Annotated in this window: 19 protein-coding genes; 10 read left to right on the forward strand and 9 right to left on the reverse strand. The window is 53.1% G+C overall.

The genetic code is table 11. The features are described from left to right. The 4 genes from proW to P4S53_RS08555 all read left to right on the forward strand — a co-directional run bounded on the left by proW (position 1) and on the right by P4S53_RS08555 (position 3839). The gene (gene proW / locus P4S53_RS08540; RefSeq protein WP_337112343.1) at positions 1-1140 is read left to right on the forward strand and encodes a glycine betaine/L-proline ABC transporter permease ProW; all 1140 of its coding nucleotides are present in this window, start codon (positions 1-3) and stop codon (positions 1138-1140) included. A gap of 10 nt (positions 1141-1150) precedes the next feature. Further along, the gene (gene proX, locus P4S53_RS08545) at positions 1151-2167 is read left to right on the forward strand and encodes a glycine betaine/L-proline ABC transporter substrate-binding protein ProX (protein ID WP_337112344.1); all 1017 of its coding nucleotides are present in this window, start codon (positions 1151-1153) and stop codon (positions 2165-2167) included. A 161-nt stretch (positions 2168-2328) separates the two neighbouring features. Next, on the forward strand, positions 2329-2709 hold the full coding sequence (locus P4S53_RS08550; protein WP_337112345.1) for a DUF3302 domain-containing protein: 381 nt from the start codon (positions 2329-2331) through the stop codon (positions 2707-2709). Beyond that, complete coding sequence (locus tag P4S53_RS08555; protein ID WP_337112346.1) at positions 2709-3839, forward strand: HlyD family secretion protein; 1131 nt, start codon at positions 2709-2711, stop codon at positions 3837-3839. The genes P4S53_RS08550 and P4S53_RS08555 overlap by 1 nt, the downstream gene beginning before the upstream one ends. A 36-nt stretch (positions 3840-3875) precedes the next feature. Here P4S53_RS08555 and rarD read toward each other — a convergent pair whose 3' ends face one another. The 4 genes from rarD to P4S53_RS08575 all read right to left on the reverse strand — a co-directional run bounded on the left by rarD (position 3876) and on the right by P4S53_RS08575 (position 7900). Beyond that, entirely contained in the window at positions 3876-4781 is a 906-nt protein-coding gene (gene rarD, locus P4S53_RS08560) for an EamA family transporter RarD (RefSeq protein WP_337112347.1), read from the reverse strand. A gap of 128 nt (positions 4782-4909) precedes the next feature. Then, complete coding sequence (locus P4S53_RS08565; protein ID WP_337112348.1) at positions 4910-6031, reverse strand: ABC transporter permease; 1122 nt, start codon at positions 6029-6031, stop codon at positions 4910-4912. After that, positions 6031-6951, reverse strand: a complete 921-nt coding sequence (locus tag P4S53_RS08570) for an ABC transporter ATP-binding protein (protein WP_337112349.1) — start codon at positions 6949-6951, stop codon at positions 6031-6033. Before P4S53_RS08570 ends, P4S53_RS08565 begins: the two co-directional genes overlap by 1 nt. After that, positions 6944-7900, reverse strand: a complete 957-nt coding sequence (locus P4S53_RS08575; RefSeq protein WP_442958650.1) for an HlyD family secretion protein — start codon at positions 7898-7900, stop codon at positions 6944-6946. Before P4S53_RS08575 ends, P4S53_RS08570 begins: the two co-directional genes overlap by 8 nt. Positions 7901-8188: 288 nt before the next feature. Here P4S53_RS08575 and P4S53_RS08580 point away from each other — a divergent pair, with 288 nt between their 5' ends. After that, complete coding sequence (locus P4S53_RS08580; RefSeq protein WP_337112350.1) at positions 8189-9154, forward strand: ABC transporter substrate-binding protein; 966 nt, start codon at positions 8189-8191, stop codon at positions 9152-9154. On the opposite strand, the gene P4S53_RS08585 is transcribed toward P4S53_RS08580, so the two are convergent. Both P4S53_RS08585 and P4S53_RS08590 read right to left on the reverse strand, forming a co-directional pair. Next, positions 9116-9670, reverse strand: a complete 555-nt coding sequence (locus P4S53_RS08585; protein ID WP_337112351.1) for a hypothetical protein — start codon at positions 9668-9670, stop codon at positions 9116-9118. The genes P4S53_RS08580 and P4S53_RS08585 overlap by 39 nt on opposite strands. A 48-nt stretch (positions 9671-9718) precedes the next feature. Continuing rightward, the gene (locus P4S53_RS08590) at positions 9719-9949 is read right to left on the reverse strand and encodes a hypothetical protein (protein ID WP_337112352.1); all 231 of its coding nucleotides are present in this window, start codon (positions 9947-9949) and stop codon (positions 9719-9721) included. A gap of 716 nt (positions 9950-10665) precedes the next feature. Between P4S53_RS08590 and P4S53_RS08595 the strand changes: the two genes are divergently transcribed. Then, positions 10666-11532, forward strand: coding sequence for a hypothetical protein (locus tag P4S53_RS08595; protein ID WP_337112353.1), 867 nt, complete (start codon positions 10666-10668; stop codon positions 11530-11532). Positions 11533-11598: 66 nt separating this feature from the next. Further along, positions 11599-13587 (forward strand): HEAT repeat domain-containing protein, encoded by a 1989-nt coding sequence (locus tag P4S53_RS08600; protein ID WP_337112354.1) that lies wholly within the window; start codon positions 11599-11601, stop codon positions 13585-13587. Between the two features lie 122 nt (positions 13588-13709). Here P4S53_RS08600 and P4S53_RS08605 read toward each other — a convergent pair whose 3' ends face one another. Further along, entirely contained in the window at positions 13710-14381 is a 672-nt protein-coding gene (locus P4S53_RS08605) for a glutathione S-transferase family protein (RefSeq protein ID WP_337112355.1), read from the reverse strand. Positions 14382-14502: 121 nt separating this feature from the next. Between P4S53_RS08605 and P4S53_RS08610 the strand changes: the two genes are divergently transcribed. After that, positions 14503-15468 (forward strand): helix-turn-helix transcriptional regulator, encoded by a 966-nt coding sequence (locus tag P4S53_RS08610; RefSeq protein WP_337112356.1) that lies wholly within the window; start codon positions 14503-14505, stop codon positions 15466-15468. A gap of 63 nt (positions 15469-15531) precedes the next feature. On the opposite strand, the gene P4S53_RS08615 is transcribed toward P4S53_RS08610, so the two are convergent. Next, the gene (locus tag P4S53_RS08615; RefSeq protein WP_337112357.1) at positions 15532-16305 is read right to left on the reverse strand and encodes an SDR family oxidoreductase; all 774 of its coding nucleotides are present in this window, start codon (positions 16303-16305) and stop codon (positions 15532-15534) included. A 122-nt stretch (positions 16306-16427) separates the two neighbouring features. Here P4S53_RS08615 and P4S53_RS08620 point away from each other — a divergent pair, with 122 nt between their 5' ends. Next, complete coding sequence (locus P4S53_RS08620; protein WP_337112358.1) at positions 16428-17336, forward strand: LysR family transcriptional regulator; 909 nt, start codon at positions 16428-16430, stop codon at positions 17334-17336. Positions 17337-17351: 15 nt separating this feature from the next. Here P4S53_RS08620 and P4S53_RS08625 read toward each other — a convergent pair whose 3' ends face one another. Then, the gene (locus tag P4S53_RS08625) at positions 17352-18245 is read right to left on the reverse strand and encodes a LysR family transcriptional regulator (protein WP_337112359.1); all 894 of its coding nucleotides are present in this window, start codon (positions 18243-18245) and stop codon (positions 17352-17354) included. 135 nt (positions 18246-18380) lie between these two features. Between P4S53_RS08625 and ampC the strand changes: the two genes are divergently transcribed. After that, the gene (gene ampC / locus P4S53_RS08630) at positions 18381-19553 is read left to right on the forward strand and encodes a class C beta-lactamase (RefSeq protein ID WP_337112360.1); all 1173 of its coding nucleotides are present in this window, start codon (positions 18381-18383) and stop codon (positions 19551-19553) included. The last annotated feature ends 90 nt before the right edge of the window (positions 19554-19643 follow it).

Raw genomic sequence — 19643 nt, forward strand, 5'->3', positions numbered from 1 at the left:
ATGAGCCAGGAAAATAACCCAGCGTCATCCGCACCGGTGGCGGACAACCCGCCAGCGCCTGCCTCACCAGATCCCTGGGCCAGCGCAGACACCAGTCATACCGACCCCTGGGGCAATTCAGCCACCTCGACGCCTAATTCAGGTTCCGACTGGCTCAATACCGCAGATGCAGCGCCCGTTGACCCGTCCATCGACTGGATACATCCGTTTCAGGATGCCCTGATCCCGTTCGATCAATGGGTCGAAGACGGCATCAACTGGCTGGTCGCCAATTTCCGACCAGCGTTTCAGGCGATCAGTGTGCCGATTGATTACATCCTCACCGCCTTTCAGGCAACGCTGCAGAGCACACCGGCACTCTTGATGATTTTTCTGATCATGATTCTGGCCTGGCAGATTGCCGGTCCACGGATGGGGCTTGCCAGTGTGATCTCGCTGCTGCTGATAGGTGCTATCGGCGCCTGGGATCAGGCAATGGTCACATTGGCATTGGTTCTGACGTCCGTTTTCTTCTGTCTGCTGATTGGGCTACCCACCGGTATCTGGCTGGCCAGGAGTGAAAAAGCGGCCAGAATTGTCAGGCCGATCCTTGATGCGATGCAAACCACCCCGGCTTTTGTCTATCTGGTGCCCATCGTGATGTTATTTGGTATCGGGAATGTACCTGGGGTCGTGGTGACCATCATCTTTGCCCTGCCTCCGATTATCCGACTGACTATTTTAGGTATCCGCCAGGTACCTGAAGAACTGATTGAAGCAGCCCACTCTTTTGGCGCGAACCCGAAACAAATGCTCTATAAAGTTCAGCTACCGCTGGCCATGCCCACCATTATGGCCGGCGTGAACCAAACCCTGATGCTGGCGCTGTCCATGGTGGTGATTGCCTCCATGATAGCCGTTGGCGGACTGGGTCAGATGGTGCTGCGCGGTATCGGTCGACTGGATATGGGACTGGCCGCCATTGGCGGGCTGGGGATCGTCATCCTGGCTATCCTGCTCGACAGGCTGACACAGGCAATGGGCGCATCCGAGCGCGGCAGGTCATATCGTCACTGGTATGAACACGGTCCTATCGGGTTTATTTATCGCCGGTTCAAAAAAGACGAGGCTCCCCATCTGACAACACATTCACAACCCTGAGGAGAAGATAATGACAAGGTCCTGGAAGTCACTCTCACTGAGCTCGGCATTATTTGCCGGTGCCTTTTCTTTCCCTGCGATGGCCGCAGATTTACCCGGTGAAGGCGTTACCGTACAGCCTGTACAAAGTACGGTGGCGGAAGAAACCTTCCAGACACTTATCGTTAATAAAGCACTGGAAGCACTAGGTTACGATGTCCAACCCACCAAAGAGGTGGACTATAACGTGGGCTACACTTCAATTGCCAATGGCGACGCCACCTTCCTGGCTGTCAACTGGGCACCGCTGCACAAAGACAAATTCATCAAATCAGGCGGGGATGATAAATTCTTCCGCAAAGGCTATTACATTACCGGCGCTGCTCAGGGCTACCTGATCGATAAAAAAACTGCCGATCAATACGGCATCACCAATATCAGTCAGCTCAAAGATCCCAAGCTGGCCAAGCTGTTTGATGCCAACGGCGACGGAAAAGCGGATATGACAGGCTGTAACCCGGGCTGGGGGTGTGAAGGGGTGATCGAACACCAGCTCGATGCATTCGGGCTGCGTGACACAGTCACCCATAATCAGGGAAACTACGCCGCTATCATTGCCGACACCATCTCCCGCTACCGTAACGGCTCGCCCATTCTTTACTACACCTGGACGCCGTATTGGGTCAGCGGTGTGCTGGTGCCGGGCAAAGACGTCGTATGGCTGGAAGTGCCGTTCTCATCATTACCGGGCGAGCGGGAAAACGTTGATACCGCCCTGCCGAACGGTAAAAACTACGGCTTTGAAATGAACAGCATGCGTATTGTTGCCAACAAACAGTTCGCGAAAGACAACCCGGCGGCGGCCAAACTGTTTGAAGTCATGGCACTGGATATCAATGACGTCAGTGCTCAGAATATGCGCATGAGCCAGGGGCAGAATTCCCAGAAAGATATAGAAAACCATGTGAACGGCTGGATCAAGTCACACCAGAAACTGTTTAACAGCTGGATTAGTCAGGCAAAAAAAGCCGCTGAAGATGCATCATAATAGCTGTTATATGCAATTAATCTGATACTATATTTGCCGGGCCAGCATATTGCTGGCCTGATGCAATCTGAATTAAACCTGAAAGACAAAAACCTCATAATTGCTAAGATTATTTAATAGCGATATTCTTGAGATCATGGTTCAAATTTGACGGTAAATATATGTTTTTGGATTATTTTGCATTGGGATTACTTATTTTTGTAGCCCTTGTTTTGTTTTACGGCATCATAGCGATTCACGATATTCCTTACGAGATTGCCAAAGAGCGAGAACATCCCCATCAGGATGCGATTCACTACGCTGGCTGGGTAAGCTTATTCACATTACATGCTCTGTGGCCATTTTTATGGATATGGGCCACCTTGTGGCGTAAAGAAAGAGGCTGGGGTTTCAAGCAGGTTCATGATGAACAAGTTTTACTGCAGACCCAGTTAACCAAAATGGAAATACAACTCCAGCAACTGCAATCTGAGCTCTCCGCATTAAAACAACAACACCAGCCTATGAATCACAACAATAATAACACTGAGGGTAATCAATAATGGAAACGTTACTGGTACTCTCCTACGCAGCCATCTGTATTTTTATCTTCAAAGTTTTCCGGATACCGTTAAATAAATGGACTGTGCCAACTGCCGTACTTGGCGGTATCGTCCTGGTCGGTGCTTTGGTGTTGTTCATGAACTATAACCACCCGCACACCAGCCTGGGCGGTGAATATTACGTCTCCACCCCGATTATGCCGAACGTGCGCGGTAAGGTCATTGAGGTGCCCGTCACTCCGAACTCCCCGCTCAAGCAAGGTGATGTACTGTTCAAAATTGATCCCACACCTTTCCAGGCGGAAGTTGACCGGCTGGAAGCCCAGCTGGCAGAAACCAGACAAAACGTACTCGGCCAGGAAGCCAGCTACAAAGCAGCAATGGCAACCCGCATTAAAGCGCAGGCAGAACGCGATCGCACCTATCAGCAGTACCAGCGTTATGCCACAGGTTATAAACGCGGCGCCTTCACCAAAGCCGATGTCGATAACCGTGAGCAATTCTACCGCAGCGCCGAAGCCGCACTGGAAGCCGCGCAAGCGGATGAACGCCGGGCAAAACTGGCTTACGAGTCTAACATCAATGGCGAGAACACGGCTGTGGCTCAAATCCAGGCGCAGCTGGTCAAAGCCCGGTTTAATCTGGATTCAACCATCGTTCGTGCGCCTACGGATGGCTTTGTGACTCAGGTGCTGCTGCGCCCTGGCATGATGGCAGTGCCACTGCCGCTGCGTCCGGTGATGACCTTTATCAACACCAACGATGATTTCATCATCGGTGCATTCCGTCAGAACTCGCTGCTGCGCCTCAAACCTGGCTATGAAGCCGATATCATTTTCCGTGCTATTCCGGGGAAAACCTTCAAAGCCGAAATTATCGACGTCTTACCCGCGATTGGTGAAGGTCAGGCACAGGCGCAAGGCACACTGATTGGCACCGATATGTTAATGCGTCAGGGCCGGCCGCTGGTCAGGTTTAAAATGATAGACGACCTCAGTGAATACCAACTGCCTTTAGGGGCCAATATGGAAATTGCCGTGTATTCAGATCACGCGCACCATCTGGCGGTGATGCGTAAGATTTTGATCCGCATGAAGAGCTGGCAGAACTTCCTGTATCTGGATCATTAATTCCTGCCCGGCATGCCTGCAATACGCAGGCATGCTTCACTCTTGTGTTTTCACTGCCGACTGAATCTGGGTCTGAGTCACTATCTGGCGCGCACAATCCAGGATCAAAAAGAGTACTGCGATCCAGATAAAGAGATAGGTCGGCCACTCTCCTTCGGCAATGCTTTCCCCGAGCAGCAAAGACACCACCACCAGTAATACAGGTTCCACATAGCTCAATAATCCGAACAGACTGAAACTCAGCAGTTTGCTCGCCACAATGTAGCTCCCGACCGCAAAAGCACTGATGATGCCCAGCCCCATGATGAGCCAGCGAAGATGCGGATGCTGAGCAAAAACGCTCAGGCTTTCATGCTCGACAAATAACCACCAGATGGCCGGGGGAATCATGATGGCCATATCAAACCACAGCCCCCCCAGACTGTCTGTGCCGAGTTTACGCCGCAGCATAAAATAGCCGGGGTAGCCTATCGCCACCACCAGCGTTTCCCAATACAGACCACCCGAAAGCCAAAGCTTGTGAGCAACGCCGACCGCCGCAAAGGCCACCGCGATTTTTTGCAGCCCGCTCAGTCTGTCCTGATAAACGAAACGGCCCAGCACCACCATGACCAGCGGCATCATGAAATAGCCCAGAGACACCGGCAGCGCACGGCCATTGATCGGCGCCCACATGAACAGCCAGAACTGGACGCCCAGCAAGAATGCCGACAAAGGTAAGCCCAGCCATAACAGGGGACGCTGACGGACTGCAGACACAATGGCGGCTACTTGCGGCCATTCTTTGCTGAGCAGCAAAAATGCAGTCAGAAACGGTAAGGTCAGTAACAGCCGCCAGCTAAAAATGGCTTCGCCATTGAGCGGCGTCAGCAGGGTCGAGTAGTAATACAGCGCCCCGAACAGACACGACGACATTACTGACAGAAAAACGCCTTTACCCACATTACACCCCTGACATCTGAACCATTTGGCGACAAGCTTAAACGCACAGGATGATATCAGCCCGCTGTCGCCAATGGCGATGTAAATTTCCGTCAGGGATGCAGGACGTTGTGAAGATGGGATCCGGGTCAGTCCAGCGTTTTCTTAAAGCGCCAGGAAGCTAACAGCAATCCGAGCAAGGTAAATCCCAGCAGCCAGAGTGCGTCTTTCCATAGCACAGCCACATCGGCGCCACGCAGCACTATGCCCCGTATCATGCGCATAAAATGGGTCGCAGGCAGGACTTCAGCAATCCATTGGGCCACCACAGGCATCCCTTCATACGGGAACATAAAGCCGGATAACAATATCGAAGGTAACAGAATAAACACCGTCATCTGCATCGCTTGCAGCTGAGTCTGTGCAATGGTCGAGATCACCAGCCCCAGGGTCAGGCTGGCCGCAATAAACAGCAAGGTGCCCAACAGAATCTGACTGACCGGGCCATTAATCGGCACCGCAAAAATGAAATGACCCAGACCAAGAATAATCACCACCTGAATCAGACCAATGACGATATAAGGGGCGATTTTTGCCAGCATGAGTTCAAGGGAATGCACAGGCGTGGTGATCAGCAATTCCAGATTGCCCCTTTCCCGCTCGCGGACGATTGCCGCAGAGGTGAACAGTATCATGGTCATGGTGAGTATGACGCCGAGCAGACCCGGCACAATATTGACCGCCGTTCGCCGCTCGGGGTTAAAGTACAGCGCAACTTCAAAGGTCGGTGTCATCACACTCGACTGCTGCGCTTTGTAATCCGACACCAGATGATCGACCGGCATATTCTGTAATTGCAGCAAGGCGGAACTGACCATCGTATCCGAGCCATCCACCAGCCATTGCCCGGCCTTTCTGTGCTGTGCCAGCCGTTGGTCCAGATCCCTCGGCAGCACCAGCACACCCCGAACTTTACCGGCAGTAATGGCCTGCTCGCCTTCGCCGGGCGTGGCGTAGGTCGCCACCACAGTGACCACCTGAGTGGCTTTCACCGCTTCGGTAATGATCCGGCCATACTGAGACTGGCTTTGATCCACAATGGCGACGGGAATATTGCGCACATCCGTATTGATGGCAAAACCAAACAACAACAGCTGTATCAGCGGGATCATCACCACCATGCCGAAGGTAATTCTGTCGCGGGACAGCTGGCGGAATTCTTTCATCAGAATCGCTTTCATTCTGATCAGGCTGGACGTTACGGCATTCATCATTTGCTCCCTGTGCTGGTGACAAAAACGTCTTCCAGACTTGGGCGAACCACATCCAGCTCAGCCTGAGCCAGGGCCGGTAGCTGGCGTTTCAGCCAGGCCACAGGGTCAGATTCTTCCGCGCGCACCAAGACACGCAGACGAATACCTAACTGCGCGGCAGACACCACGGCCGGAATGGCCAGCAAACTGTCTTTGATCTGCCGAAGTCCCGGGGCTTTGATTTCAACCACACTGACCCCCATCTGCTTCATCAGGGAATCAGGCGGGCCGTCTGCCTTGATTTCACCGGCTTCCATAATCGCCAGTCCGTGACAGCGCTCGGCTTCGTCCATGTAATGGGTGGTCACTAAAATGGTGGTGCCTGAGTCAGACAAGTCAAAAAGCTGCTCCCAGAAATCACGCCGGGACTGAGGATCCACCGCGGAGGTCGGTTCGTCCAGAAACAGTAAATCAGGTTTGTGCATCACAGCCGCCGCCAGGGCAAGCCGCTGTTTCTGCCCGCCGCTCATGCTGCCGACCCGTTGTTTCATCAATTCATTCAGGTTATAAATGCTGCCGAGCTCTGCCACCCTGGGTTTCAGCTCCCGGCCTGGCAAACCATAAATCTGACCGATAAACTGCAGGTTTTCTCTGACCGACAAATCTTCATACAAGGAAAATTTCTGCGTCATGTAGCCAATTTTCATCCGCAGCGCTTCCGCCTGTTCGGGAATGCGCAGGCCAAGCACATTAATCTCTCCCTCACTGGGGCTCAACAGCCCGGTTAACATACGCAGCGTGGTGGATTTACCACAGCCATTCGGCCCCAGAAAACCATAGATGTGGCCCTTGGGGACTTGCAGGTTCAGCTTGTTCACTGCGGTGAAATCGCCGAACCGCCGCGTCAGGCCAGTCGCCTGAATTGCCAGCTCACTCAAGGGGCATCTCCACCTGAACCGGTACGCCGGAAGGCAAAGACTCGGCATCCGACAAATCAAACTCGGCCAGATAAACCAGCCGCGCCCTGTCATCTTCATTCAGAGCGTAATAAGGGGTAAAGGCCGGCTCAGTCGCTATCCAGCGCAAAGTGCCTTCAAATGGTTCTGAAACGCCATCAACATACACCTTTGCCACACTGCCCGGCTGCAAGGCAACCCGGTAAGGCTCAGGGACATAGACTCTGGCGTAAGGCTGGCTACTGGCCTGAATGACAGCAACAACAGCGCTCATGGGCACTCGCTCGCCCAGGTTATACGGCAGGCTGTCCAAAATACCGTCGCGGGTTGCCACGACCGTGAGATCATTGAAAATCCGCTGCTGCAGAGCCACATTGGCTGTTGCCGCTTCCAGTTCTGCCTGCGCCTGCTGAATATCTTCAATTCTTTCGCCCCGGGTCAGCTTGGTGAAATGCTCCCGCGCCTCGGCCACCTGAGCCCTTGCACTGTCACGCTCGGCTTTTGCGGTATCCCGCTCGGCCACGCTGATCAGTTTCTGCCGCACCAGGCTCTCTCGGCGCAGGTAGGTTTTTTCCGCATCGGTCAAACGGGCATTCGCCTGCTCAAGCTGCGCCTTCGCCGCGGCAATATCTTCTACCCGCTCGCCATTGGTGAGCCGGAGCAGATAAGCCGCCGCTCTGGCCTGCTCGGCTTTCACCTGCGCCAGGGTAGCGGCCTGGCGTGCCGTGTCCAGCCGGACCAGCACCTCTCCGGCTTTCACTGGCTGACCTTCGGCTACCGGCATGTCGCGGATGATTTCATTTGCCGTCGCCGTCAAGGTAATCCGGTCGCGCTCCAGAGTCCCCAGAGCCTGCGAAGATGGCCGATTGTCGCACCCGGCCAATGACATAAGTGCCAGCACCAGAAAGGGGAATGACCAGACAGATTTCATTAAGCACCACTCCAAGACAGACCGTAAGGTAAAAGCTAGCTAAGATGAGCTGAAATTCAATGTGTTAGCATGAGTATGCCGTATTTTCATACGCAGTAATGTCGTGTATTTCTCACTTCTCTGCTGTTGCGAAAATATGCGCAACAGGCATTGATCACGATCCAATACTCATGGCTGGCTCATCACTCCCCTTGTACTGCCAACAAAAGCCATTAGAATGGCGCGCAATGAAAAGCACTTCATTATCAAGTAAAAGTAAAATTTTTCTCTGACTTTTAAGGGAGTACCATGTCACTGTTGGGATATTTGCGCTGGATGACCTTTTCTCTTTTCCTTTTCACCAGCCCCACAGCTTTTTCTACGACCATCACTGACAGTCTTGGGAACCCGTTTACCCTGGACACACCACCTCAACGTATTATCACACTGGAATATGCCTTCGCTGATGCACTGGCCGCGATTGACATCAGTCCTGTGGGTATTGCCGATGATAATGATCCGCTCAATCTCCACCCTGCGGTATTGGCGAAGCTGGAAGGATGGGTATCGGTCGGTGAAAGAGCGACCCCCGATCTTGAACAGATCGCAGCGCTGAAACCGGATTTGATTATCGCCGATGTTAACCGGCATCAGGCGATGTATGCCGCGCTCAGCCAGATTGCCCCGACTGTACTGCTGGCATCCCGCGGTGAAACCTACCAGGAGAACCTTGACGTTGCCCTCAAGATTGGCGACATCGCAGGCCACCCGGAGCTGATACAGGCACGGCTCCTGCAGCACAAAAACACCATGCAAGGTGCGGCAGACGCGCTCAGCCGCTATCACGGTAAAAGCGTGCTTTTCGCGGTGGCATCCGAAAATGGCTTATATGCCTATTCCGGGGCCGCCTACCCTGGCGGCGTATTGAGGGCCCTCAAGCTGACGGTGCCCGAGAAAGTCGGCGAAGAAGACAGAGCGCTGAGACAGCTGACTTTTGACGATATCGCCAGCATGGATCCCGACATTCTGCTTTCCGGCAACATGACACCTGACAGTATTCTTGCTCAGTGGCAGCAGCAGCCAGCCTGGCAATCGCTGAAGGCCGTGTCGCGCGGGCAGCTCATTGGTGTCGACGGCAATCACTGGGCCAACTGCCGGGGCATGCTGGCTTCAGAAGCCATGGCAGACAATCTGCAGCAGGCCTTAGCGGTGACGTCAGCACCGTCACCCGAAGTCTTACCAAGTGAGCGGGATCTCGGCATAGAGCCGGAATAAGAGGTTCTCGTCCCAGGGCAGGATCGGTGCTTTGCCCTGGACACGGTAAGGCGCCAGATTATAGCGGGTGTATGACACCGACACATTCAGGCTGTCCATTACGGGATGGAGAATCGGGTAATGGATCGCCAGAAAGAGTTTATTTTCCAGCCAGTTATCCTGATCGCGCCACTGCTGCCAGTACCCGTCCCAGCTGAGTGCCGTCTTTAACGAGCGCTGAAAAAACAGCTTCCAGGCTAATGCGTCACTGCTGCGTTTCAGCGCTTCCCGGCTATAACCTCTGGCCTCAGGGACATCGTCATCGAATTCCAGCCCGTAGTAGCCGCCGCCCATCACCAGCCCGACAGCGTCAGCCTGGCGCTGATAATTCAATCCGATCCCCAATTGTGCCTGCAGCGCCTCTTCTACGCCGGACACCGTATTCTGTAGCCAGCTGACATCCGTCTGCCAGCCAAGTGTGATGCCAGAATCATCCAGGTTAACCAGAGATTGGGAGAGCGAGCCGTTTGCCATCATCCAGAAAGGGTCATGATCAGGGTCCAGCTGATCAATATCGTGATCATATTACGCGATGATCCCGGTTTGCCCGCTCAGGTTTGCCGCACCGTCATAAAAGAGGCCGAGGCCAAGGTTAACGCCCAGGGTATCTGAGTCTGCCTCGGCAACCCGGGTATCATGCAGTCCTGCTGAGGCAGATGTGCGCCATGCCGCGTGAGTCGCAGGCGCAGTAATACACACCGGCACTAAGGCCAGTAAGGCCCACTGAGATCTGACACTACGCCCGATACCTGTCATTAATCTGCATACCAGCGACACAATATTGACAGTGTAGTGGCTGACTGGTGACTCAGTCGTTTCAATCGTTAGCCATCGGGGGAAATACCCGTGATCAGGGATAACATCAGTCATCAGGCCAATAGCGGCAGAAGAAAACAGATATGAGTACGGGTTTAGTCACGGGTAATTTTCGCCGCCACCTCATAACAAACAGAATTCAATTGCCATTTTCATTCCCCGGTAATACATTAGGTATCGCTAAAATAAAATAAATAAAACCATTCAATTATTGTGAATGGCAAACTTATATTCCCCCAACACCGATCACCTTTCGCTAGCATTCATCACAAGGCATCAACCGACGTTTCATTTGACGCACTTTGTTCACATCAACGGTTCTAAGATAAAAATTATGCGCGAACGAAAATTAGATAGACTTTATTTTTTCATTTTGATAATTTCAATGACAGAATAAAAAACAGCGCTCAATACACTGCAACAACAAAAAAGTAAAATAGAAACCCCTTTATTAGTTCAGGTAAATATACATATCCGGCGAATAGTTCATTTATTTGTCGCAAACACTATCAGTCAGATAATTACAACATTAGATAATAATAAATTAGCGGAAACATACTTTTTCATTTTTCACTTTTTAAAGGTATCCACCACGTTCGTGTATTTCAGTAAAACCTCAAGATGCGTTAACACTCCTCTTTTATAAGGAAACCTTTATGGTCAAATTTAAGCAATTAGCGCTCATCGCTTTACCCTTATTCAGCCTGACTCCGGTTGCTCACGCCTCATTGTATGGCGACTGTATTGACTCTGGTGAGGCGCTTGTCGACGCCCGGTTCGGAGGCTCCTACACCAAAGATGTGGATGATTCTTCCCAGGATCTGGCCTCTTCTACCATCAAAGGCTATCTGAACGTACAAGGCCGCAGCAGCTGCCTGCGTGTTGAAGGTGTGGCCGGTATTGATGGCAAATTACTGAACAATGAAATTCAGGTGGCGTCTGTCACCGCTGGGGCCACAGCAACCAATACCGCGCAATTCGGCGTTGACGGGCGCGTCAATGTCATGGGTACCGATATCCTTTCTCAGGAATACACGATGTCCGCTGAAGAAGGGCCATCACTGAAGAAAGACCTGCCGATCCTGCCGATTCCGGATCTGGGCCTGTATGCGGGTATCCCGCTGGGACCTGTCATTCTGGATGTCGGTGTCGGCGTAAGAACCAAGCTCAACGTGGCACTGGAAGCGGGTTATGACAACCTGGCACTGACTGCCAAAGCCGTGCCCAGCGCCGATGTGACAGGATTCACAGAAGCCTCCGCCCGCATTTTGCTCAATAAAATCTCTCTCGGTGGTGAAGTGTCTATTATCTCGGATGATCTGGCCTTTGAAACCTATGGTCGCTGGGACGCACCGCAGAACGGCTTTGCATTTGGCTACGGCATTACCAACACCGCCAACCTGGCCGGTGGCAATATCTACGGCTCTGTGAACGATAAGTACAAACTGACCATCTATGAATGGCCTGGCTACACCTTTGAGAAAACGTTAGCGGAAGGAAGCACTTTCCTGCCCGTTCAATAATCTCAGCACCCTTCCTCCCCGCACCGACAGTGCGGGGAGCATCTCTGTGTCATGAGTCGATATTCTATGAAGAACAAATTACTTTTTATTCTGGTGCTGGTCTGTTGCGTTGCCGCAGGCGCCGCGCTGTTTAGCCTTTCAGGTTCGCCCACTCCCGCTCTGGCTGACCATGAATCCGCTTCTGCCTCAGCCCTGTCACCCGCCACGCAAACAAGCACGAGCAGCAATACACCAGCATTTCAGGACACCGGCACGCCGCCTTCACACAGTGACAACACCGCTTCCGAGGCATTTGCCAAACACGTCTTTGCGCTGCAATACAGTAGCGATATTGCTTTTTCGGCCCCTGGCACTACGGTTGAGCAAACGATCCGATTCGACGTCAGCGGCGACCTGATCCAGTACCGGCAAATCCGCGATGATCACACCTATCAACTGCTCAGAATGCCGTCACCGGACATTACTGCGGTCGTCAATCAGCAGGCCAATCCCGAGATTGTGGCAGCAATTCGCCAGCAGGTAGAGCAAGGAATAGAGTTCATCAGCTCCCCGGAAGGCGAGATCCTGGAAGTCTACCTGTCACAGCCTCATCCGTCGCTGAAGTCCATGGAAACGATCGCCTTCATGATGCAGCATATTGTTCCGGAAACGGTCAGCGGCAACGCGCAATGGCAACGTTCCGAACAGGATTACAACGGCGAGTTCACCGCTTTCTACAGCCTGCAGCCGGACACAGCGCCAGCACCGGCAACCGACAGTTACGCCTTATTTAAACGCCGTGAACTGGAAAAAGCCACTTATGATCAGGTGAGTGGAGATCAGGCTCGTGGATTGGCAAACCAGCTCAAGCCCGTCTACTCCTTCAGTCATCAGGCCCGCTGGGATCAGCAACACCGTATGCTGCAGTCGCTGTCGGTTGATGAAAGCGTCGAGCACCAGCTCAATGGTCAGCCGCTGGCAAGCAGTAACAACCGCTTGGTTCTGAACCTGACGTCATGGACTCAGGACATCAGCCAGAGCGAACTTGCCCTGATCCAACAGGTTCAATCGCAGCGTCAGATCGAGTTAACCGCCGCTGAGGTGTTTCTTTCCTCCGGGGGCAAAGCCAGCCAACGTACAGGGACTCAAGGAGAAGAAACTGCCGAACAGCAAAAATCAGATCAGAACGCTCAGGGAATGAACACTTCTGCGGAAGCCGCTTATCAGGAAATCAAAGACCTGTATGATGCCATGCTATCGCTGGACGGCCTGGAAAGGGTCAAAGCAGAAAGTCAGCTGAGCGCCCTGCTGCAGAACTTTGCCCGCACCTATCCCGGCGATCTGGATTTGCTGACTGATGATCTGGCGAAATTTGGCACGCATGAGCCGGGATTCAGCCTGTATCTGAGTGCACTGAGTACGGTGGCAAGCCACGCTTCACAAGAAGCTATGCTGACCACGTTGAATGCCCGGATGAACGAGAATCAGGCGGCAGCCTCAATCATGGCGTCGCTGGCGCTGTCGCCGCAGGGCAATACGCAAACCTTTGAACGCTTCTCCAATATGGTCGGCAACAGCCCGCTGGCAGAGTCGATGGCAACCAATGTCGATCTGGCCAAAAGTGCCATGGTTCAGCGCATGGGCGTGGAAGATAGCACTACAGCCAACGCTTATGTCTCTGATCAGTTGCGGGAACTCAAGTCTGCAGCCGATACCTCGGCGACACTTCATCATCTGACCGTGCTGGGCAATATGGGGCAGTACCTGAGCTTCGGCGATTTACAAACGTATACCGAACAACCCAATACCGACGTTCGTCAGCGGGCCACCCATGCCCTGCGGTTTGTCCCCGGACCGGATGCCACCGACTATTTGTTGCAGACTCTCAAAGATGATGCAAATGTCACCACCCGCGAAGTGGCCGCCAATTCTCTCAGTTACCGTGCGCTGGACAGCACGACGCTGGATCAGCTCCGTCAGCAGATTGAGACTGAATCCAGCCAGCAGATCAAAGACAGATTGCAGGACATCGTCAATAAGTATGCGCTGGCCCCCAATGAGGAGATGCCGCAGTAAAACACAATCGCTGAGCTTCGCCACACACTCTGTCACGAATAGCGGCCGGCTCTTATGGCCTGTCCTCTGAGCCAGCCGCATACTCTGTGAGTGTGATTATCTGAATATCACGACCAACAAAGTTACTTCCCGGCTACTGGCATCGCTGCCCCCTCGGCCTCATGCTCAGCCGCCAGCCGGGTATCCAGAGCTTCGGCATACGCAAAGCAGGGCCGCGAGGTGACCCGCGCCAGATACTGAGTAATCACAGGATCTGACTCAACCGAGCCAAATGCCGTGCAATATTTCAGCGCGGTTGCCCATAACAGATCTGCCGCCGTGAAACGCTCGCCCAGCAAATAAGGGCCTGCGCTGAGTTGCTCAATGAGTACCCGGATCACTGTGTCATAGTCTCCGTAAGGGCTGATCTTTTGCGCACTGGGCACCCAGCCCATGGCTTTGTCGCAAACGGCAGGTTCAAAGCAGGCGGAGTAAAAAAGCATCCAGCGCAAATAGGGACCACGCAGCGGATCGCTCAGGCCGGGTGCCAGATCGCCGGAGGAAAATAAGTCAGCCAGATACAAATAAATAGCCACCTGGTCGGTAATCAAAGCGCCGTTATCCAGTAAAGCCGGCACCTTACCCAGCGGATTAACCGCCAGATAATCGGGTTGTCTGTTTTCCCCCATCAGCATATTCAGCACGTTCAGCTCAAAAGGCACATCCAACTCGTGAAGCAGGATCAGCACGCTGGACGAGCGCGTATGCGGTGAATGGAACAAGATTAGTTCGTTACCAAGTACTTTATCGGACATTGTGATTTCCTGTTGTTGTTATCAGTCCGGGTCACTATATTGGCCATACCTGTCAGATTTTGTCAGGTTTAAATACGATCCTGACTCTTTGTGATTACTTTCTTTAACGGTGGAGAAACTAATGCGCGCCAGCCGGCTCCTGACCATTCTGATGACACTGCAATCGCGCGAGCAAGTCAGTGCTGCAGAGCTCGCCCGCGACTGTCAGGTTTCTGTGCGCAGTATCTATCGCGACATCGACAGCCTGAGCGCACTGGGCATTCCGGTGTACAGTGAACAGGGCGTCCATGGCGGTTACCGGCTGCTGGAAGGCTATCGCACCCAGCTCAATGGTTTCTCGAAACAGGAAATCGAAACACTGTTCATGCTCGGCTTGTCCGGCCCGGTGCAGGAACTCGGACTCGCGCCCGCCATGTCGGAAGCCAGGCTCAAGTTACTGGCGGCCATTCCGGCCAGTCTGCGCACGCATGCCGAACGTTTTCAGTCCTGTTTTTTACTCGATACCCCAGGCTGGTTTACCGAAAAAGAAACCGTTGGCGACCTGCCGCAGCTGTTCAACGCAATCTGGCAGAAAAACCAGATCATGTTTCATTATCAAAGCTGGCGTGGCAGCAGCCAGCGGGTCGTCAATCCGCTGGGTATGGTGTTAAAAGCAGGCAACTGGTATTTGGTGGCACAGTCTGAAGGCCAGATCAGAACTTTTCGGGTCGCCCGCATCCAGGACCTGAATATCCTGAATCAGTGTTTTGAATCACAGACGCCCTTTGACTTACCCGCCTACTGGCAGCAAAGCCACCGCCAGATGGAAGCTGAGCTCTACCCCGATATCGCAGAGATCAAACTCACCGCCAAAGGGCTGAAAATGCTAAGCAGCCTGAGTCCGCCTTATGTCCGGCAACATACGCAGATTGGGCAAACCGATGATGCCGGCTGGACAAGCGTCACCTTACCTTCGGGCAAAACCGAGCAGGCCGTGGTGGAAATGCTGAGATTCGGCCCGGACGTTCAGGTCATCCAGCCTGAAACACTGCGATTAGCGATGAAAAATGCGATTGACGCGATGTTCCAGTATTACATTGCCACCTGACAACGCCGGACCTGACCCTCACGGTCTTCAAGAGGAGCGGGGCTTCCCGCTCCCGGATTGGACTTACTTCGTGGTATATCCCCCGTTGACAAGAATCGTCTGGCCTGTCATCCACCAGCCATCCGAGACCATGAAGACGATCCAGGGAGCAATATCTTCGATATCCGTCAGACCGGTTTTTGAGAACGGTGAAAGTGCCGCAGCAGTTTGATGATAGGCCACCGCTTCTTTCTCTTCCGCCGGATAGAAGAAAGGGGTATCCATCGGGCCAGGACCAATGGCTGTCACCGAAATCCCCCGCGCCCCGAATTCTTTCGAGGCAGCACGAGTAAAGTGTTCAACCGGGGCTTTCAACCCTTCATAAGCGGCATAAAACGGCGTGTAAGCGCCCAGCAGCGACGTCACAATGGTGCAGATTTTACCGTTGTCGTTCACATGCTTTCCGGCTTCCTTCAGAAAAAAGAAAGCCGTTTTTACGTTCACGGCACAAGATTGATCAAACACCGCCTCTGTGACTTCCACCATCGGCTGCTTCACCACCATACCCACGGTGTTAGTCGCAATATCAGGGCGGCCAACAGCCGCCGTAACGTCGCTGAAGAGTTTCTCCATCGCCGCCGCCCGGGTTAAATCGGCCTGAAACGCTACCGCCTCCGCTCCTGCGGCCTTCACCGCAGCCAGCGTTTCCTCGGCGGCAGCGCGCGTCGCATTACTGTTATAGTGAATGGCAACCGCTTTTGCACCTTTCTGAGCAAACTCACGCGCCAGCAATCCACCCAGATTTTTTGCGCCACCCGCAATCAAGACCACTTTACCTTCAATACTATTTCTAGCCATGAGCTCTCTCCCTATTTCCATGTGAATAACAACATTGGATGACTATAGTGAGTGACCTACACTAGATAAATCCGAAAACCTGACAGGACCTGTCGGGATATCCGAACAATCACAGAGGTTCAATGGACAGAATCCAGCAAATGGAAGTATTTATTCAGGTCATGGAAAGTGGCAGCTTTACCAAAGCCGCAGAAGCATTAAACATGCCCCGCTCGACCATCTCAACGGTGATACAAACACTGGAAAATCGGCTGGGTGTTCAGCTACTGCACCGCACCACCCGCCAACTGACCGCAACTCAGGACGGCATGCGTTATCTGGAAACCGCCAACACCCTGATTCAGCAGTTCAACGCAACAGAGCGGATGTTCCAGTCTGAACCCCACCAAATCCAGGGGCGACTGCGCATTGATATGCCCAGCCGAATTGCACGTCGCATCGTGATCCCGGCGCTGCCTGATTTTTTGTCTCTGTATCCGCAGCTCAACATTGAACTCAGCATGAAAGACAGAATGGTGGATCTGATTGCAGACGGTGTGGATTGTGTCATTCGGGTGGGTGAATTATCAGACTCAGAGCTGATCTGCCAAAAGCTTGGTGACTTAGAAGTCATCTACTGTGCCAGCCCCGAATATTTAGCAGCGTTTGGCCTCCCGGCGTCTATGGATGCCCTTCGCCATCATCACCTGATTCATTATGCGATCCAAATGCCGGCACAACCGGCCAAGCTGACCTACCAAACCGCTGGGGAAAGTGTCTCGGTTCCCATGCAAAGCCGAATCACGGTTGATAATGCGGAAGCTTATATCGCCAGTGCTCTGGCTGGGATGGGCATCATTGAAATTCCCAAATATGATGTGCAGCATTTACTGGAAAACAACTCGCTGCAGGAAATATTACCCGACTGCAAACCCAGCGCACTCCCGCTTTCGTTTTTATATCCAAGCCGGAAAAATTTATCCTTACGGGTGGATGTGTTTCGCGCCTGGATAAGCCAGCTTCTGGCAACGACCTGCTTCAACCGGGCCTAGACAGTCCGGCGAGCTTCAGGCGCTCGCCGGATTCCCCGCCCCCGCCTGTGCGAGCAACCATAGTTTAAAGTGAATCTGAGCCTGGCTTTCTTTCTGCGCATGCAATTTGGTGAGCCAGTAAGACCCCTTATGCAGATAAATATCAAACGGCTGCACCAGCTTTTCTTCCGCAAGCTGTCTTTCAAACATTGCAGGTGGCGCCAGTGCCACACCATAGCCCTGCATTGCCGCTTCAACCATGGCAATGGAGGAATCAAAAACAATGGCACTCAGTTTCGCTTTTGGCACTGCCACTTTGGCTTCGCTCAGCCACAATGACCACTCATCGGGTTGATAGGAGCGCAATAAGGTGTAGTTCAGCACTTCTCTTGGTGAGGACAATGCCTGGCCGATTCCCGGCGGACACAAGACAGTCAACGGCGCGGGAAAAAGCTCAGTCGCCTCCGTGGCATGCCAGCTGCCTTTCCCGAAACGGATCAGATAATCCAGGCCTTCTGCCACCGGATCGGCTTTGTTGTTATGGGTTGAGATACGCAGGTCAATCAGGGGATAACGCGTCTGAAAATCCGCCAGGCGAGGCAGCAGCCAGTTCACCGCAAACGTGCCGACAACCCCGACAGAGACGACTTCTCTGTGGATCCCCTGCATCAGCATATCCATCGCTTCAGACAAGTGATCAAACGCCCCTTTCACCACAGGCAGCAGTATGCTCCCTTCTTCCGTTAAATTGAGTCCTCTGGACTGACGGATAAATAGAGACACGCCCAACTGCGCTTCGAGCATTTTGACCTGCTGACTGACAGCAGCCTGAGTGACGCACAGTTCGACCGCCGCCTTGGTAAAATTCAGATGTTTTGCCGACACCAGAAAAGCACGCATCGCATTCAGCGGCAGATGGGTAATATTCATCTCAAGACCCTAGATTTTCTTATTGCTCTTCTTAGATTTCGCACATTGTGCCTCAAATGAACTCACTTTAATATCCGCCCATCGCTCCGGGGTTCCGATCAAAACCATTCACTTTTAACCGAGTCAGAAGTCACCATGAACCATATTCTCTGCAACACCAGAACATTGATTTTATCTGCCCTGTGTCTGGCATCAGCCGCTGCGCCGGTTCACAGTCAAACCACAACAGCGCCCGACCCGATCAGACAAGTCGTTGATCAGCAGGCAGCAAGACTTATGGCTGCTTATCAGATTCCGGGCATGGCTATCGGCATCACCCTTCATGGCAAAGCATATTACTACAACTATGGTCTGGCAGATGTCCAGCGTGATCTTCCTGTCACAGAAAACACGATTTTTGAGCTGGGCTCGGTCAGCAAAACCTTTGCCGCGACGCTGGCCAGCGATGCCCAGCTTCAGGGAAAGCTGTCTTTTGAAGATAAGGCATCGACATACCTGCCAATGCTGAAAGGCAGTGCCATTGGCGACACCGCCTTAATCCAGCTTGCCACCTATACCGCAGGCGGATTACCGCTGCAGTTTCCGGACCCGGTGACGGATCACTCGACCATGCTGGACTACTACCGCCACTGGCAACCCGCATTTCCGGCCGCAACCCGCAGGCAATATTCAAATCCGAGTATTGGCCTCTTTGGCCATATAGCGGCACTGAGTGTGGGAGAGTCCTACCAAACACTGATGGAAAGTCGCATCCTGCCGGCGCTTGGCATGACCCGTACCTTTGTGAATGTGCCCACCAGCAAGCTGGCTGACTACGCCTTCGGCTACAACGCCGCTGGCGATGCGGTTCGGGTGACTCCCGGTGTACTGGACGCCGAAGCCTACGGCATTAAATCAACGGTTGCCGATATGGTGCACTATATCGAAGCAAACGTCGGGACGGCGCAGGTGAGCCCCGCCATGTCGCAAGCACTGGCAAATACCAGAACCGGGTATTATCAGTCCGGTCCGCTAACCCAGGGACTGGGCTGGGAAATGTATCCGTATCCGGTAACGCTGGACACCCTGCTGGCTGGCAACGCAACCGAGATGATTCTCAACCCGATGCCAATTCAGGCCATTGATGATCCCGAGCCACTCCCTGCACAGATCTGGGTGAATAAAACGGGCTCAACCGGCGGGTTTGGTGCTTACGTCGCCTATATCCCTGCCGAACAAACCGGCATCGTGATTCTGGCCAACAAAAATTACCCCAACGCAGAACGCATCAAAGCGGCCTATGCGATTTTGAATGCTGCCCTGAAATAGTCCGCCAACGCTTTCATGTCGATTTCCGTGTGCTCCGCAGTCAGTCCATCCGACAGGGTGCACACGGATTTCTTTTTTACTGTTGGCATA

Source organism: Photobacterium sp. Hal280, assembly GCF_037162255.1.
Classification (GTDB): Bacteria; Pseudomonadota; Gammaproteobacteria; order Enterobacterales; family Vibrionaceae; genus Photobacterium.

Excerpts from the sequence above, each read along its gene's own strand:
- P4S53_RS08575 (WP_442958650.1), bottom strand. The coding sequence starts at position 7,900 with ATGAAATCTGTCTGGTCATTCCCCTTTCTGGTGCTGGCACTTATGTCA.
- ampC (WP_337112360.1), top strand. The coding sequence starts at position 18,381 with ATGAACCATATTCTCTGCAACACCAGAACATTGATTTTATCTGCCCTG.
- proX (WP_337112344.1), top strand. The coding sequence starts at position 1,151 with ATGACAAGGTCCTGGAAGTCACTCTCACTGAGCTCGGCATTATTTGCC.
- P4S53_RS08605 (WP_337112355.1), bottom strand. The coding sequence starts at position 14,381 with ATGTCCGATAAAGTACTTGGTAACGAACTAATCTTGTTCCATTCACCG.
- P4S53_RS08615 (WP_337112357.1), bottom strand. The coding sequence starts at position 16,305 with ATGGCTAGAAATAGTATTGAAGGTAAAGTGGTCTTGATTGCGGGTGGC.
- P4S53_RS08580 (WP_337112350.1), top strand. The coding sequence starts at position 8,189 with ATGTCACTGTTGGGATATTTGCGCTGGATGACCTTTTCTCTTTTCCTT.
- P4S53_RS08625 (WP_337112359.1), bottom strand. The coding sequence starts at position 18,245 with ATGAATATTACCCATCTGCCGCTGAATGCGATGCGTGCTTTTCTGGTG.
- P4S53_RS08590 (WP_337112352.1), bottom strand. The coding sequence starts at position 9,949 with ATGACAGGTATCGGGCGTAGTGTCAGATCTCAGTGGGCCTTACTGGCC.
- P4S53_RS08555 (WP_337112346.1), top strand. The coding sequence starts at position 2,709 with ATGGAAACGTTACTGGTACTCTCCTACGCAGCCATCTGTATTTTTATC.
- P4S53_RS08610 (WP_337112356.1), top strand. The coding sequence starts at position 14,503 with ATGCGCGCCAGCCGGCTCCTGACCATTCTGATGACACTGCAATCGCGC.
- proW (WP_337112343.1), top strand. The coding sequence starts at position 1 with ATGAGCCAGGAAAATAACCCAGCGTCATCCGCACCGGTGGCGGACAAC.
- P4S53_RS08550 (WP_337112345.1), top strand. The coding sequence starts at position 2,329 with ATGTTTTTGGATTATTTTGCATTGGGATTACTTATTTTTGTAGCCCTT.
- P4S53_RS08595 (WP_337112353.1), top strand. The coding sequence starts at position 10,666 with ATGGTCAAATTTAAGCAATTAGCGCTCATCGCTTTACCCTTATTCAGC.
- P4S53_RS08620 (WP_337112358.1), top strand. The coding sequence starts at position 16,428 with ATGGACAGAATCCAGCAAATGGAAGTATTTATTCAGGTCATGGAAAGT.
- P4S53_RS08600 (WP_337112354.1), top strand. The coding sequence starts at position 11,599 with ATGAAGAACAAATTACTTTTTATTCTGGTGCTGGTCTGTTGCGTTGCC.
- P4S53_RS08585 (WP_337112351.1), bottom strand. The coding sequence starts at position 9,670 with ATGATGGCAAACGGCTCGCTCTCCCAATCTCTGGTTAACCTGGATGAT.
- P4S53_RS08565 (WP_337112348.1), bottom strand. The coding sequence starts at position 6,031 with ATGAATGCCGTAACGTCCAGCCTGATCAGAATGAAAGCGATTCTGATG.